This is a genomic window from Streptococcaceae bacterium ESL0687 (genome assembly GCA_029392475.1).
Taxonomy (GTDB): Bacteria; Bacillota; Bacilli; order Lactobacillales; family Streptococcaceae; genus Floricoccus.
In genome coordinates, this window is sequence record CP113940.1 from 375,097 (window position 1) to 391,437 (window position 16,341).

Here is a 16,341-nt window from a genome sequence, read left to right on the forward strand (position 1 = left end):
TAATGAAATTTACAGTACTTACGGATGTCGGCATTAAGCGTGTTACCAATCAAGATTTTGCTGACGTTTATACTAATAAGCAAGGACAAAAGATTTTTATATTAGCTGATGGAATGGGAGGCCACGCTGCAGGTAATGTGGCCAGCCGTCTTGCTGTTGAGGATTTAGGTAAATTATGGCAGGATACTAATTTTTCTAGTAATCATGCTAGAGATGAAATTTCAGATTGGCTGGTTGAAAAAATATCAGTTGAAAATCAAAATATTGCAGACCTTGGTCGCCTAGATGACTTTAAGGGAATGGGAACAACGCTTGAAATTGTAATTGTTCTTGATTCTGATTTAATCTCAGCCCATGTAGGAGACAGTAGAACGCAAATTATTCGTGACAATCATTTGATTAAGGTTACAAGAGACCACTCTCTTGTTCAGGAGCTTTTAGATGCTGGAGAGCTTACTGAGGAAGAAGCTGAAAATCATCCCAATAAAAATATTGTAACTAAAAGTATTGGCCAGCAAACATTTTTAGAACCTGATATTAACATTGTACCTGTAGAAGCTGGCGACTACATTCTTTTGAGTAGTGACGGTTTGACTAACATGGTAGCAAAAGATGAGATCATTCAGGTGGTCGAAGGACCAGAAACCATTGAAAACAAGGCAGAGCATTTAATTGAGCTTGCAAATAATTATGGTGGGCATGATAATGTTACTGTTATCCTGCTTGAGATTGATAAGGGGGCTTGTTAGATGATTCAAGTAGGCAAATTATTTGCTGAGCGCTATTTAGTAATGAAGGAAATCGGCCGTGGAGGGATGGCAAATGTCTACCTGGCCGAGGATACTTTTTTAGATAATCGGCTTGTAGCCATTAAAGTTCTAAGGTCTAACTTAGAAAATGATAGCATTGCTATCGCCCGCTTCCAAAGGGAAGCCTATGCCATGTCAGAATTAAATCACCCAAATATCGTTGGAATTAGTGACGTGGGTGATGTTGATGGCCAGCAGTACATCGTTATGGAATATGTTGACGGGGTAACTTTAAAACAGTACATTAAAGAACATGCTCCCCTTTCAAATGATGAGGCCATCCACTATATCAGCCAAATTTTATCGGCAATGAAACTTGCCCATGAGCGTGGTATTATCCACCGGGACCTTAAGCCTCAAAATATTTTGATAAGTAAAAGCGGTGATGCTAAAGTTACAGACTTTGGAATTGCCATGGCCTTTGCTGAAACAAGCCTTACTCAGACTAACAGTATGTTTGGAAGTATCCACTACCTATCACCTGAGCAGGCCCGTGGAGCTAAGGCAACCGTTCAAAGTGACATCTATGCCATGGGTATCATTTTATATGAAATGCTTACAGGTGATGTTCCCTTTGACGGAGACAGTGCAGTTACTATTGCCCTGCAGCACTTCCAAAAACCTCTACCATCTATCATAAATATCAATAAAAATGTTCCCCAGGCCTTAGAAAATGTGGTTATCAAGGCTACAGCCAAGGACCTGTCGGACCGCTATCAAAATGTATCTGAAATGCTCAAAGATGTAGCAACTTCGACCTCTTTGGACCGTAAGGATGAAAAGAAATTAGTCTTTACCAAGGAAGAGGAAGAGGATGAAACCAAGGTTCTACCTAAAATGGTGATTGATAAGAGCGATACTGAGGAATTGGTTAAAAAGGTTAGTACAGATACTAATAAGGTCAAGGCTCAGGAAGAGGCAGCACCTGCTTCAAGGGCCAAAGGTAAGAAGAAAACTGGCTGGATTATTGGTTCTGTTGCAGCTGCAATTTTGGCTCTGATTATTGGTCTTGTAATTTTTACAACACCAAAGGACATTAAGATTCCTCAGGTTAGCGGAATGACTGTTGATCAGGCCAAGGAGGCCATCAGTAAGTCAGGTCTTAAGGTGGGTAATATCAAAGAAGAGCCTAATGATAGCTATGATAAAAATCAGGTTATCAGAACCAATCCTACTATTGGAACAACTAAAAAAGAAGGTTCATCAGTAGATATCTATGTATCTCTAGGTAAGGGAATCATTGAAATGCCTGACTATGTTTCAAAAGGTTTTACCTATGATGATGCAGTAGCAGATCTTGCCCGCTTGGGGATTTCTGAGTCGCGCATTATTAAAAAATCTGTAACTAGTGACAAGGATGAAGATGTAATTATCAGCCAAAATCCTACCAAGGGTGGTTACTTTGATAAAAATTCAAGTGATTCAATAACCCTTGAGGTAAGTAATGGTGGTAAAACTTCAAATATGGTAGGTCTTGTTGAAAAGTCGCTCTCGGAGGCTAAAAAATTGCTTATTACTATGGGAGTACCAGAAGCTAATATCCAATTAGTAGAAATTAAAACTATTAATCCAAAAGATACTTCAAATCCTGTTACCTACCAAAGTATTGATGTAGGTACACCTTTCAATCCGAAGAAGGTTAAGATTGAACTTCATTATAATAGTTATGATGCGCAAGCTGCAGCGGAAGCTGAGAAAAAGGCCAAGGAAGAAGCGGCTAAAAAAGAGCTTGAAGATGCTAAAGAAGCAGCCAAGACTACTATAAATGGCCTAAGTAATTTAAGTGATGCAGAAAAGAATAACTTTATTTCTTCAGTCGATAAGGCGACATCAACCGGTGATGTTGATTCTGCCCTTAAAGAGGCTCAGAAAAAAGATGATGATTACAAGAAAAAAGATGATGAAGCAAAACTTGCAAGTGCCAAGGTGGCAGCTAAATCAACAATTGATGGCTTAAGTAACCTATCAGCTGCTGAAAAAACAAGCTTTAAGGTTTCAGTTGATAATGCGAAAACTACTGATACCATTGATTCAGTAGTTAAAGATGCCCAAGCAGCCAATGCCAAGGCAAATACAAACACAAGTTCTAGTTCTTCTAATAACTAGTTAGAAAAAAGGTGTGATTTAAAATCACACCTTTTTTGTCTGCAAAAAAGACAGGTTGACCTGTCCTTTCTTAAGCAAGGATAAAAGCAATCACATATAGAGCCATTAAAGCTATCAGTAAAATCATCCAGGCTTTTTCAAGTCTGCTAGCTTTTTTCCAAGAGTATTTCCTATCTCCCTTAAAGCCTAAATAACCGAGTGACAGGGCCGATAGGGTCAACCACATGCTATCAACTTTCCCCTGTATTAGTTGGCCTTGAATCATAACCACTAGGAATACGATTGCAACAGCTCCAGCAATATAATCATAAACTTTTTCATTTCTAGCTTCCATTCTCTACTCCTTATCTTATATGGGTTCATACAAGATAAATCTATCACAAACTTTTAAATTAATAAAGTAAAATATATGCTTGAAATAAATTTAGCCTAGTTAGCTGATTGATTTAGGCGCAAAAAAACAGACCCCAAGGTCTGTCTGATTTTATTAACGCATTGTTGGGAATAGAAGAACGTCACGGATTGATGCAGCGTCTGTAAAGAACATTACAAGACGGTCGATACCGATTCCTAGTCCACCTGTTGGTGGCATACCGTATTCAAGGGCCTCAACATAGTCGTAGTCGATTCCAGTTGCTTCGTCGTCACCAAGTTCTTTGGCAGCGGCTTGGGCTTTGAAACGTTCAAGCTGATCGATTGGATCGTTAAGCTCAGTGAAGGCATTAGCGAACTCTTTACCAGTGATGAATAGCTCAAAACGGTCAGTGAAGCGTGGGTCACGAGCATTTTTCTTAGCAAGTGGTGAAATTTCTACTGGGTGACCAAAAACAAATGTCGGTTGAACAAGAGTTTCCTCAACGAAGTCTTCAAAGAAGGCATTGATGATGTGCCCAACTGTAAAGTGTTTTTCAACAGTAACATTGTGTTTTTTAGCCACTTCAGTAGCTTCTTCAAGAGTCATTGGGGCAAAGAAGTCAACTCCAGTTTGCTCTTTAATAGCTTCTACCATGTGGATACGGTTGAAGGCTTTACCAATGTTAATCTCTTGACCCTGGTAGTTAACGACATCTGAGTCAATAACTGTTTTTCCAAGGTGTCTAAAGATTCCTTCAGTAAGATCCATGATATCCTCAAAGTCAGCATAGGCAGAGTATGCTTCAAGCATTGTGAACTCAGGGTTGTGGGTAGTATCCACACCTTCGTTACGGAAAACACGACCGATTTCGTAAACATTTTCCATACCACCAACGATTAGACGTTTAAGGTGAAGCTCAAGGGCAATACGAAGGACCATGTCCATATCAAGGGCATTGTGGTGAGTTTCAAAAGGACGAGCACTTGCTCCACCAGCCTCGTTGTGAAGGGTTGGAGTTTCAACTTCAAGGAAGTTTTGGCTGTCCATGTAGCGACGGATTTCTGAAATAATACGGCTACGAGTAGTGAAACGGTTGAAGCTTTCACGGTTAGAAATAAGGTCTAGGTAACGTTTACGGTAGATTGTTTCAACGTCAGTAAGCCCGTGGTATTTCTCAGGAAGTGGGCGAAGTGACTTAGAAAGCATAGTAAGCTTTTCAGCCTTGATTGAAAGCTCACCCATGTCAGTCTTCATGATTTGACCAGTAACCCCGTAGAAGTCACCAAGGTCAGCTTTTTTGAAGATTTCGTAATCTTCATCTCCAACAGCATCCTTACGAACGTAAATTTGAATTTGTCCTTTGCGGTCTTGTAAGTGGGCAAATGATACTTTACCCTTACCACGCTTGGTCATCAGACGCCCAGCAACAGTTGCTGTAAGATTTTTTTCGTTAAGCTCTTCCTTAGTAAGCTCCCCAAATTCTTTATGTAGGTCACCTGATAGATGTGTACGGTCAAAACGTTGCCCAAAAGGATCAAGTCCAGCTTCACGTAAGCCTTCCATCTTTTCACGGCGGACAAGCATTTGGTCATTTAATTCTTCTTTGATATTTTCAGCCAAAATAGTTCTCCTAAATTTAGTATTATTCGTTATATTTTATCATGAATAAGGGAATTATTAAAGGATTATTGAAAAAGTGGCTCCGCAAATTATCTTAGAAATTATCTAAGTAAGAATAAAGATAATTTTCTAAAAATTGTTGACAATAATAAATATTTGTTATATTATTGTGAAAAATAATTTAAAGGAAAATTCAAATGACTAAGCCAAATTTCAATTTATTATTATTAAATGAGGACTCGCAGTATACTATTAAGGTATAAGATGTGCGAGTCCTGTTTGGCGTAAGTCAAGATGGGGCAAGTAAACGTCCCATCGTTTGGGACGTTTTTCTTTTAAAAAAATTAAGGAGAGTTTTATGAAAAAAATTGAATTTCTTGATACCAGTCTTAGGGACGGTGAGCAGACACCTGGGGTAAATTTTTCAATTGATGAAAAAATTAATATTGCCAAGCAACTTGAAAAATGGGGTGTTTCAGCTATTGAGGCAGGTTTTCCAGCAGCAAGTCCTGATAGTTTTGAGGCTGTGTCTCAGATAGCAAAAATCATGACCAAAACAGCAGTTACAGGTCTTGCCCGCTGTGTTAAAGGGGACATTGACCGAGCAGCAGAAGCCCTAAAAGATGCTAAGTACCCTCAAGTCCATGTCTTTATTGCGACAAGTCCTGTTCATATGGAATACAAACTAAAGATGACAGAAGATGAGGTTATTAAAAGTATTGCCCATCACGTAAGTTACGCAAGGACACTTTTTGATGTTGTAGAATTCTCTCCTGAAGATGCTACAAGGACAGAGAGGGACTTTCTTCTAAGGGCAGTCCAGACGGCAGTCGATAATGGAGCAACCTACATTAATATTCCAGATACAGTCGGCTATACTGTTCCAGAGGAATTTGGTGAAATTTTTAAATACCTGATTGAAAATATCAAGTCTGACCGAAAAATCATCTTTAGCCCTCATTGTCATGATGACCTTGGGATGGCTACAGCCAATACACTTGCAGCAGTTAAGAACGGGGCTGGTCGTGTTGAAGGAACAGTTAACGGAATTGGTGAGAGGGCAGGGAATGCAGCCCTTGAAGAGGTGGCAGTTGCCCTACATATTAGATCAGACTATTATCAAGCTACCAGTGATATTGTCCTAAGTAGAACCAAGGCCACAAGTGACATGGTAGCAAGTTATTCAGGACTTTCAGTTCCTAAGAACAAGGCTGTAATTGGTGGTAATGCCTTTGCCCATGAAAGTGGTATCCACCAGGACGGAGTCCTAAAAAATCCTGAGACTTATGAAATCATTACACCAGAACTTGTTGGAATTAAATTTAACTCACTACCTCTTGGAAAACTGTCAGGACGTCATGCCTTTAAGGAAAAACTTAAGGAACTTGAATTTGACTTTACAGAAGAAGAACTTACAGGATATTTTGCAGACTTTAAAAAACTTGCTGATAAGAAAAAAGAAATTACTGATGAGGATATCAGAGCCCTAATCCTTGGTCAAAGTTTAGCTGATAATGAAATTATTCTTGAAGATATTGAGCTTAACTATGAATCAAATGGAAGACAGGATGTTAAAATTTCTCTTTTCGACAAGGAAAATGATCAAAAGGCTGAGGTTAAAGCCCAAGGTCTAGGAAGTATTGAAGCTATCTTTAATGCTATTGACAAGTACTTTGGTCAAAAAATGTTCCTAGAGTCTTATGAAATTGAAGCCATAACAAGTGGTCGTGATGCCCAGGCTGAAGTTCAAGTTAATGTTAAAAATCCAAGAACAGGAGATTACTTCTCATCTAAGGGAATTGACTATGATGTTTTGAAGGCAAGTGCCCAAGCATATATTAGGGCTAGCTCTTTTGTAAGGGATGAGAAAGTTAAGGGGGCATAAGAGATTGATGAAAAAGAAAATAGCAGTTTTAGCAGGGGACGGAATTGGACCTGAAATCATGGCAGCAGGGCTTGAGGTATTAGAAGCAGTTGCCCAAAGAAATGATTTTAACTACCAACTTGAAGATCTTGATTTTGGGGGAGCAGCCATTGATAAGACAGGAGACCCACTACCCCAAGAAACTCTTGATAGCTTAAAGGAAGTGGATGCGATTTTACTTGCAGCCATCGGTCATCCCAAATATAATGATGCAAAAATTCGTCCAGAGCAGGGACTTTTAAAGCTCAGACAGGATCTTGGTCTATTTGCAAACATCAGGCCAGTTAAAATTTTTGAAGAACTTAAAAGATTGTCACCACTAAAGGCTGAAATCATTGAAGGAGTTGATTTCACAGTGGTAAGAGAGCTTACTGGAGGAATTTACTTTGGTGAGCACAAGCTTGAAGAAAATGAAGCGCGTGATGTTAATGAATATACGGCTGATGAAATTAGAAGAATCATGAAGGTGGCCTTTGAAATGGCTGAAAAACGCGGTGGTCTTGTAACCAGTGTTGACAAGCAAAATGTGCTAGCAACCAGTAAACTTTGGCGAAAGGTTGCTGATGAGGTAGCCTTAGACTATCCCCAGGTAAGATTAGAGCATCAATTGGTCGACAGCTTGGCCATGCTGATGATTACAAATCCCAGCAAATTTGATGTCATTGTGACTGAAAATCTTTTTGGAGATATTCTATCTGATGAGGCTAGTGTTCTGCCAGGAAGCTTAGGAGTTATGCCTTCAGCCAGCCATTCAGAAAAGGGACCAAGTCTTTATGAACCGATACACGGAAGTGCACCAGATATAGCAGGTCTTGGTCTTGCCAATCCAGTAAGTATGATTTTATCAGTTGCTATGATGCTTGATGAATCCTTTGGTCTTAAGGATGCGGCAGCTGATATTGAAAAAGCAGTCGAAAAAACTTTCGCACAAGGAATCTTCACAAGGGACTTGGGCGGTCATGCTTCGACAGAAGAGATGACAACAGCAATTATTAGTAATTTATGAGGTAGAAAAATGGGACAAGCAATATTTGATAAACTATGGGACAGACATGTGATTACAGGGGAAGTCGGTGAACCTCAACTTCTTTATGTGGACCAACATTTTATCCATGAGGTTACAAGTCCTCAGGCCTTTTCAGGAATGAGGGAAAACGGGCGTAAATTGAGAAGGCCAGAGCTGACCTTTGGAACAACCGACCACAATGTACCAACCGTTGATATTTTTAACATTCAAGATTTGATTTCTAAAAATCAGATTGAAACTTTTGCCAAAAATGTTGAAGATTTTGGTGTTGATGCAGCTGTCCACGGTAGTAAACTTCAAGGGATTGTCCACATGGTAGGACCTGAAACAGGCCGCAGTCAACCAGGAAAGATTGTAGTTTGCGGGGATTCTCATACAGCAACCCACGGAGCCTTTGGAGCCATTGCCTTTGGTATTGGAACTAGTGAGGTTGAACATGTCTTTGCCACTCAAACCATCTGGCAGGTGAAACCTAAAAAGATGAAAATTGAATTTACCGGAAAAGCTCCTAAAGGAATTTATGCCAAGGACTATATTCTAGCTCTTATTGCCCGTTACGGTGTTGATGCAGGTGTTGGTTATGCCGTGGAGTTTGCTGGTGAGGCAATTTCAGACCTTGAAATGGAAGAGCGAATGACCATCTGTAACATGGCCATTGAGTTTGGGGCAAAAATCGGCCTAATGAATCCTGATGCTAAAACTTATGCCTATGTAGCTGGTAGGGAAAAGGCCCCTCAAAATATGGATGCAGCCATTGCTGACTGGGAAACTCTAGTTAGTGATCCAGATGCAAGTTACGACAAGGTAATTACAATTGAGGTTGATAAACTTGCTCCTATGGTAACTTGGGGTACAAATCCTGAGATGGCTGTTGAGTATACAGAAGCTCTACCAGAGGTTCTCGATTTTAATGATGAGCGTGCTTATTCATACATGGATCTAAATCCTGGGCAAAAGGTAAGTGATATTGATCTTGGTTATGTTTTTATAGGTTCTTGTACCAATGCCAGACTATCTGACTTGATCCTAGCAGCAAATATTGTTAAAGGTAAGAAGGTAGCTGATAAACTTACAGCCATTGTGGTGCCAGGAAGTCGTCCTGTTAAGAAGGCTGCAGAGGAAATGGGACTTGATAAGATTTTTATGGATGCAGGCTTTGAATGGAGGGAACCAGGTTGTTCTATGTGTCTGGGAATGAATCCCGACCATGTTCCCCAAGGAGTACACTGTGCAAGTACAAGTAATAGGAACTTTGAAGGTCGTCAGGGTCACGGAGCTAGGACTCACCTTTGTAGTCCAGCCATGGCAGCCCTAGCTGCCCTTAACGGAAAATTTGTTGATGCAAGGGAGGCAATCTAATGGATAAATTTACAGTCTATACGGGAAAAACAGTTCCTCTTATGAATGATAATATTGATACTGACCAGATCATTCCCAAACAATTTTTGAAGGCTACTGATAAGGTTGGTTTTGGTAAAAATATGTTCTTTGAATGGCGTTATCTTGAAGATGGCAAAAGGGAAAATCCTGACTTTATCCTAAACCAGCCAGACTATAAGGAAGCAAGTATTTTAATTACAGGGGATAACTTTGGTTCTGGATCAAGTCGTGAGCATGCGGCTTGGGCCATTAAGGATTACGGCTTCCAGGTAATTGTGGCAGGTTCTTACTCAGATATTTTCTATAATAATGCCCTGAAAAATGGAATTCTACCGATTGTTTTGGATTTAGATAGCCGTAAGGAATTGGCTGGAATCACAAGTTCCACAGAGCTTGTAGTTGATTTGCCCCAGCAAAAAATTATTCTAGGAGACAAGGAATTCACTTTTGATATCGATGCTGAGTGGAAACGAAAACTTGTTAACGGTTTGGATGACATTGGTCTTACCCTTGAGTATGAGGATTTAATTAGCCAGTATGAAAAAAATAGGCCAAGTTACTGGGTTGAAGCAGGTATTTAAAAAATTATTAGCTAGTAAGTAAAAGAGAGGGACAGCCCAGCTGGCCTTCTTTTTTTGCCTAATATTGTTAAGCGTATGACAATTATTAAAGTAACTGTTACAACAAACAAGGTGAACTTTATTTTTAAAGGATTTTATTTTAGTAAACGTTTGACATTTTGCAAAAATATTGTATTATACTAATAGAGGAATGGAAAAGCGTTTTCATAATAAATAAGGAGATATATATGGATTACAAAAAAGTTGCTGAAGATATAAATCTTGCCCTGGGTGAGAATAATATTCAAGCTGTTGCCCACTGTGCGACTAGGCTGCGTTTGGTGCTTAAGGACCCGTCAAGAGTGGATCAGGAGGCCCTTGACAATAATGATGATATCAAAGGTACCTTCAAGGCCAACGGTCAGTTCCAGATAATTATTGGGCCTGGTGATGTTAATAATGTCTACGATGAATTATTAAAGGTCGCAAAAATTAGTGCAGCTACCAAGGAAGAACTTAAGGAACTTTCAGAAGGTGGGAAGAAAAATCCAATAATGGACTTAGTTAAAGTTCTTTCGGACATCTTTGTACCAATGCTTCCAGCCCTAGTTGCTGGAGGTCTTCTAATGGCCCTTAACAATGTTTTAACGGCTGAGGATTTATTTGGTCCTCAATCAATTATTGAAAGAGTTCCAGCCCTTGCTGATTTCGCAAGTATCGTAAATCTACTAGCTACAGCACCTTTTGCCTTTCTGCCAATCTTAGTTGGATTCTCAGCTACCAAACGATTTGGTGGGAATGCCTATCTAGGAGCTGCCATGGGTATGGCCATGGTAATGCCAAGCCTAGTTAATGGTTACGGAGTAGCAGAAGCAATTAGCAATGGGACTATGCCTTATTGGGATGTCTTTGGTTTACAGGTAGCTCAAGCTGGTTACCAGGGTTCAGTTCTACCAATCGTTGCTGTGGCTTGGATTTTAGCCAAGCTTGAAAAATTCTTCCATAAGAAGATTCCAACAGCCCTAGACTTTACCTTTACCCCTATGCTTGCCATCATTATTACAGGATTTTTAACCTTCATTCTTGTAGGTCCTGTTATGAGGTCTGTCTCAGATGCCCTAACTAATGGTCTTATCTGGCTTTATACAACAACTGGAGCTCTAGGATTATCAGTCTTTGGATTCTTCTATTCACCAATTGTTATTACAGGACTCCACCAAACCTTCCCAGCTATTGAAACAACCCTTCTAGCTGACATTGCTAAAACAGGTGGAAGCTTTATCTTTCCAGTAGCTTCAATGGCAAACATTGCCCAAGGTGCAGCGGCTCTTGCAATCGCTGTTATTAGTAAAAACCAAAAACAAAAGAGCCTTGCTGGATCAGCCAGCCTATCAGCCCTTCTAGGAATTACAGAACCTGCCATCTTTGGGGTCAACTTAAAACTTAAATTCCCATTCTTCTGTGCGATGATTGCAGCAGCAATTGGTAGCCTTATGCTTGGATTCTTTAAAGTTTTAGCTGTGGCTCTAGGTGCTGCAAGTGTTATTGGATTCATTTCAATTGCCCCTAAATCAATTCCTGAATTTATCCTTTCAGGAGCAGTTACCATGGTTGTAGCCTTTGTTCTTACATACGTTTACGGTAAGAAAACTATGGATTTATCAGTAGCTGATACTGACGAAAAAGTTTCTGAATCAGAAGCTGCTGTAGCCATTAACGAAGACCCACAAGTAGAAGCTGAAGGACCACAAGATGAACTAATTTCTGCAGCTGTAAGTGGTCAAATTGTACCCCTAAAAGACGTTAATGACCCAGTCTTCTCATCAGAAATGATGGGTAAAGGAGTTGCCATTAAACCAAATGGTAGCGAGGTTTATGCACCAGTTAGTGGTGAGCTGACAATCGTTTATGATTCAAAACATGCCTACGGTATAAAATCTGATAAAGGAGCTGAGGTTCTTATCCATATTGGAATTGACACTGTTAACATGGATGGTCAAGGTTTCTCTACCGATAAAAAAACTGGAGAGCACGTGGTTAAAGGAGAACTCCTTGGAAGCTTCGACAGCCAAGCGATTGAAAAAGCAGGATATGATGATACTGTAATGATGATTATTACCAATACAGGATCATACGCAGAAGTTGAAACTCTAGCTAGCGGAAATATTGCTGCCGGTGAAAAACTTCTTAACCTGGAAGAAACATACTAAAAACTTATTAGAGATTAAATTTAATAAATATAAAAAACCAGTTAGAAATCTAACTGGTTTTGTTTTAGCTATTTTGCTGGAATTTAATGGGAAGTACGATTTCTAGGTCAAATTCCTGCTTGTTTATCTTGTTTAAGAGGGCTGTGATTAAAGCATCAGCAAGTTCTGGTATGGGTTGAACGATGGTTGAAAGTTGTGGATACAAGCTTTGAATTAACTTGGTACCATCATAACCTATGATATTAACATCAGTAAATTCCATGCAAAGAACGGCAGTTATGTCATCTGTACAGAAGATTCCCTCGAAGTTATTGGCTTCAATGAAATTTTTGATGCGATTTTTTTTGATATCAAGGATGACATCTGGATCAAGTTCCAGGTGCTTGACAGGGATTCCCTCCTGGTTGGCTACCTGGATAAAGGCTTGAGACCTTAGGTCAGTAGGGCTTCCACTTTTACTAGCACCAGATATTAGACCAAGACTTTTAGCGCCGCGATCAATTAAATTTTGGGCAGCTAGTTGTCCACCTGCCTGGTTGTTACTTGATACGGTAGCAATCTTTGGACTAAGCAAGCGGTCAAAACTTACGATAGGAAGATCAATTCGCTCATATTCTTCAATACCTAGATTGTGGCTACTTGAAATAATTCCATCTACCTGGTTGGCAGCAAGCATCTGCAGGTAATTTTTTTCCTTACCTGGATTACTCTGGCTATTGCAGATAATTACCTTGTAGCCAAGATTAAAGAGCTTTATTTCAAGCTCTTCAATGAGTTCGGCATAGAAGGGGTTTCTGATTGACGGGATAATTAAGCCAATAAGCATGGTCTTTTTACCTTGGAGGCTGCGGGCTAAATTATTTGGTTGATAATTTAGCTCCTCCATGGCCTTATGGACCTTATCAATTGTTTTTTGACTAAGGGACCCGTAATTATTAATTACCCGGCTGACTGTAGTGGGACTTACGCCAGCAAGTTTTGCGACATCAGTAAGTTTTGCCATTACATTTCATACAAGGCTACCTGAGTAGCTCCTTTCACCTGGAATTTTGTTTGCCCCTCTCCTGGGAAAACGCGACTTGAAAGGACATATTCCCCGTCATTGATAAAGATTTCAATAACACTTGTATCAACAAAGGCATTGACCTTAACTTGGTCGCTAGAAATATTAGTTATTGATCTAGTAACTCCAAAGTCTTCAGCAAAGATTGGTCCAAGCTCACTACGGTCAAGTTTAATTTCACCATTTGCAATAGTAAGTTTTAGAGCTTCCTTATTATCGTCACTAGCATAGAAGGAAACCTCAGCACCCTCTTTCATGTCAACTGTAAATTCAGCCTCATAGGTATTTTTATCAAATACATGCTCGCTTGCTTGAATCTCTTTTTTACGGAGTTCTTTGATTTCTTCGACTGGATATTGATATAATTTCCCGTCCTTAAGGCTAAGTTCTTTAACCAGACTAAGTGAACCTTGGTATCCTAAATCATTTGTTGGGTAATCAATCTCAGGAAGTCCTAGCCATGAAACAGATAAAACTCGTCCATCAGGTGCATTAAAGGCTTGAGTAGCATAAACATCAAAACCATAGTCAAGGTTTTCAATTGCTCCTGGATTTGTAAGTTTAGCCCCTTCAGCATCAAATTCCTCAGCCACAATATAGCTTTGCGGGTAAATATTTTCTGAGTAAACTTCTTCCATTCCTTGAGGGCAGAAGAGAAGAACTGGACGTCCGTCTACAAAGACAAGGTTTGGACACTCAACCATAAACCCAAGATCAAGGTCACTGAAGTGTAGGTCATCAATTTTTTGCCAGTTTTCAAGATTATTGTCAACAGCCTTATAAAGGACAACATGCCCCTTAAGGTCTAAATCCTGGGCTCCAATTACTGTGTAAAATTGTCCCTTGTCCTTGAAAATCATCGGATCACGGAAGTGGGCTGTATAACCTGCTTCATCAGAGATTACAGGGCGTTCACTTTTGACAATTTCACCTTCTTTATTCATAAGGGCTGTCATTTGGTAGGCACTACGGTTCCAGTCCTTATCGCGGTAGTTACCAGTGTAGAAAAGGAATAGGTCATCACCAACAGGATATGCACTTCCTGAGTAAACTCCGTGGCTATCAAAGTCAGAACCAGGTAAAAGTTTAATATCATCAATTTCCCAGTTAACCAGATCAAGAGATGTAGCATGAGACCATGATTTTAGACCATGCACAGCCCCAAATGGGAAGTGCTGGAAGAAAAGATGCCATTTTCCGTCAAAGTAAGAAAAACCATTAGGGTCATTTAATAATCCACTTTGAGGTTCCAAGTGGAAGTGGTTTTTCCAGATGGAATTTTCCTTTTTGAAGATAAGATCTTGGATGTAATCTTTATCCCAGTCACCATAGTTTTTGTATCTTAATTCAGTTGTCCATTTCATTTGTATTACCTAACCTCCTTAGTTTGCCTTAATGTTATGATAAAAATGTCAAATTGTCAAACGCTTACGCCCTTGTAAAATGGTAACTTTTTTGAAAAATATTACAATTTATGATAAACGTTTAACATATTTGAAAAAACTTTATAAGATTGTAATAAAAACACTTACAATTTTTATAAAAATACAATTGTCCCAGGCCTTTAATCGTGGTAGAATAGTAAAGGTTCTTAGATTAGGTGATATTTTATCATAGACCTTGCCTAAGACTTTGGGTTGTTAGTTGAATTTAATAGCTTGAATGGCTAATCTATTAGATTCCATTAATTATCCGAGGTAGAAAAATATAAAAGTATAAATAAGGAAGTGAAGTAAAGTAATGAAATTATTTGGTAGTGTAGAAGCTGGTGGAACAAAATTTGTCTGTGCCGTTGGAAATGAAGATCTAGAGATTTTAGAAACTTACCAATTCCCAACAACAGGTCCAGATGATGCCCTTGAAAAAGTTATCGAGTTCTTTAAAGACAAAAATATTGAAGCCCTAGCTCTTGGAAGCTTTGGACCAATTGATATTGACAGAGACAGCGAAACTTATGGATATGTTTTAAGTACACCAAAAGCTGGTTGGTCTAATGCTGACTTAGTATCACCAATTGAAAAGGCCTTAAATGTGCCAGTTTATTTCACTACTGATGTCAATTCAAGCGCTTACGGTGAAATGCTTTTAAATGATTGTAAAAATCTAACTTACTTCACAGTAGGTACAGGTATCGGTGCTGGATCTCTTCAAAACGGAGAATTCATCGGTGGAATCGGTCACCCTGAAATGGGTCACCAACTTATGAAACGTCATAAAGATGATTTAGACTTTGAAGGAAACTGTCCTTTCCACGGTGACTGTCTAGAAGGTGTTGCTGCTGGTCCAAGTCTTGAAGCTCGTCTTGGAATTCGCGGAGAAAACATTCCTGAAGATCACGATGTTTGGGATATCCAAGCCTACTACATTGCTCAAGCACTTGTAAATGCAACTGTTTGCCTTCGTCCTGATAAGATTGTTGTTGGTGGTGGAGTTATGGCTCAAGATCACATGCTTGACCGCATTAAAGAAAACTTCGTAAACCTTCTAAGTGACTACCTACCAATCCCATCAATCGACGAGTACATCCTTGCTCCAAGTATTGAAAACAATGGTAGCGCAACAGTTGGAAACTTTGCCCTAGCAAAAACTTTAGTAGACTAATTAAAGAGAGCACTTAGTGCTCTTTTTGTTTTATCCTACTAATTTGTTTACTAGTTTATTATAAGTTTTCAGACAAGCTGAGCTAATTACCTTAGTAATTCAGCCTAAATTATTGTAAAATATAAGGAAAGAACAAAAGGAGGCACAAGCATGCAGTGGGCTTTAAATGAAATAAAAAAAAGGGAAATCATTAATTTTGATGAAACCCTTAATTTAGAGGCTGGTTTAAAAAGACGTTTTGAAGAAATAATCGGTCTAACACCAGTCCATGTGGTAGGTTTTGTATCCTATGAGGATGGTCTGTACCTATTAAATTACAAGGCAACTTATACCTTAAGTTACCCATCAACAAGAAGCTTGAAGGAGGTTGAGCTTAAGTCAGAAATTGACGTAGCCGAAGCTTTTACAACAGAAGCCTACCTGCAAGAAGCGCGTGATTTGGTAAGTGATGATAATATTTTTGTCCTTGAAAAAGACATTATAAACCTTGACGAATCTGTGGCTGATAACATCATCCTAAGTATTCCAACCCGTGTTTTAACCCCAGAAGAACTTGAAGCAGATAGTATGCCAAGTGGTCAAGGTTGGCAGATTATGTCAGAAACTGACTTTGAGAATCTTGAGCCAGAAGTTCCAGATGAGAAAAAATCACCCTTTGCAGGGCTTGATGGCCTCTTTGATTAATT

13 protein-coding genes are annotated in these 16,341 nt (G+C 39.3%); 9 read left to right on the forward strand and 4 right to left on the reverse strand.

Annotated features, from left to right (window positions below; genetic code table 11):
* Positions 1 to 2: 2 nt before the first annotated feature.
* Together OZX60_01990 and pknB are read left to right on the forward strand one after the other, a co-directional pair.
* A complete protein-coding gene (locus OZX60_01990; GenBank protein WEV45539.1) occupies positions 3 to 749 on the forward strand; it encodes a Stp1/IreP family PP2C-type Ser/Thr phosphatase in 747 nt (248 codons plus the stop codon).
* Positions 750 to 2,915, forward strand: a complete 2,166-nt coding sequence (gene pknB, locus OZX60_01995) for a Stk1 family PASTA domain-containing Ser/Thr kinase (protein WEV45540.1) — start codon at positions 750 to 752, stop codon at positions 2,913 to 2,915.
* Positions 2,916 to 2,985: 70 nt separating this feature from the next.
* On the opposite strand, the gene OZX60_02000 is transcribed toward pknB, so the two are convergent.
* Both OZX60_02000 and lysS read right to left on the reverse strand, forming a co-directional pair.
* The gene (locus OZX60_02000; protein ID WEV45541.1) at positions 2,986 to 3,249 is read right to left on the reverse strand and encodes a hypothetical protein; all 264 of its coding nucleotides are present in this window, start codon (positions 3,247 to 3,249) and stop codon (positions 2,986 to 2,988) included.
* Positions 3,250 to 3,402: 153 nt separating this feature from the next.
* Entirely contained in the window at positions 3,403 to 4,854 is a 1,452-nt protein-coding gene (gene lysS / locus OZX60_02005) for a lysine--tRNA ligase (GenBank protein WEV45865.1), read from the reverse strand.
* Positions 4,855 to 5,248: 394 nt separating this feature from the next.
* Here lysS and OZX60_02010 point away from each other — a divergent pair, with 394 nt between their 5' ends.
* The 5 genes from OZX60_02010 to OZX60_02030 all read left to right on the forward strand — a co-directional run bounded on the left by OZX60_02010 (position 5,249) and on the right by OZX60_02030 (position 11,991).
* Positions 5,249 to 6,775 carry a 2-isopropylmalate synthase gene (locus tag OZX60_02010; protein WEV45542.1) on the forward strand — a complete coding sequence of 509 codons (1,527 nt, stop codon included), beginning with the start codon at positions 5,249 to 5,251 and terminating at the stop codon, positions 6,773 to 6,775.
* Between the two features lie 7 nt (positions 6,776 to 6,782).
* Complete coding sequence (gene leuB, locus OZX60_02015; protein WEV45543.1) at positions 6,783 to 7,820, forward strand: 3-isopropylmalate dehydrogenase; 1,038 nt, start codon at positions 6,783 to 6,785, stop codon at positions 7,818 to 7,820.
* A gap of 9 nt (positions 7,821 to 7,829) precedes the next feature.
* Positions 7,830 to 9,200, forward strand: a complete 1,371-nt coding sequence (leuC, locus tag OZX60_02020) for a 3-isopropylmalate dehydratase large subunit (GenBank protein WEV45544.1) — start codon at positions 7,830 to 7,832, stop codon at positions 9,198 to 9,200.
* Positions 9,200 to 9,802, forward strand: coding sequence for a 3-isopropylmalate dehydratase small subunit (gene leuD, locus OZX60_02025; GenBank protein ID WEV45545.1), 603 nt, complete (start codon positions 9,200 to 9,202; stop codon positions 9,800 to 9,802). Before leuC ends, leuD begins: the two co-directional genes overlap by 1 nt.
* A 227-nt stretch (positions 9,803 to 10,029) precedes the next feature.
* Complete coding sequence (locus tag OZX60_02030; GenBank protein WEV45546.1) at positions 10,030 to 11,991, forward strand: sucrose-specific PTS transporter subunit IIBC; 1,962 nt, start codon at positions 10,030 to 10,032, stop codon at positions 11,989 to 11,991.
* Between the two features lie 64 nt (positions 11,992 to 12,055).
* Here OZX60_02030 and OZX60_02035 read toward each other — a convergent pair whose 3' ends face one another.
* Positions 12,056 to 12,994 carry a LacI family DNA-binding transcriptional regulator gene (locus OZX60_02035; protein ID WEV45547.1) on the reverse strand — a complete coding sequence of 313 codons (939 nt, stop codon included), beginning with the start codon at positions 12,992 to 12,994 and terminating at the stop codon, positions 12,056 to 12,058.
* Entirely contained in the window at positions 12,994 to 14,418 is a 1,425-nt protein-coding gene (locus OZX60_02040) for a sucrose-6-phosphate hydrolase (protein WEV45548.1), read from the reverse strand. The genes OZX60_02035 and OZX60_02040 overlap by 1 nt, the downstream gene beginning before the upstream one ends.
* A 376-nt stretch (positions 14,419 to 14,794) precedes the next feature.
* Here OZX60_02040 and OZX60_02045 point away from each other — a divergent pair, with 376 nt between their 5' ends.
* Together OZX60_02045 and OZX60_02050 are read left to right on the forward strand one after the other, a co-directional pair.
* Positions 14,795 to 15,655 (forward strand): ROK family protein, encoded by an 861-nt coding sequence (locus OZX60_02045; protein WEV45549.1) that lies wholly within the window; start codon positions 14,795 to 14,797, stop codon positions 15,653 to 15,655.
* Between the two features lie 150 nt (positions 15,656 to 15,805).
* Positions 15,806 to 16,339, forward strand: a complete 534-nt coding sequence (locus OZX60_02050) for a YceD family protein (protein ID WEV45550.1) — start codon at positions 15,806 to 15,808, stop codon at positions 16,337 to 16,339.
* Positions 16,340 to 16,341 lie beyond the last annotated feature (2 nt).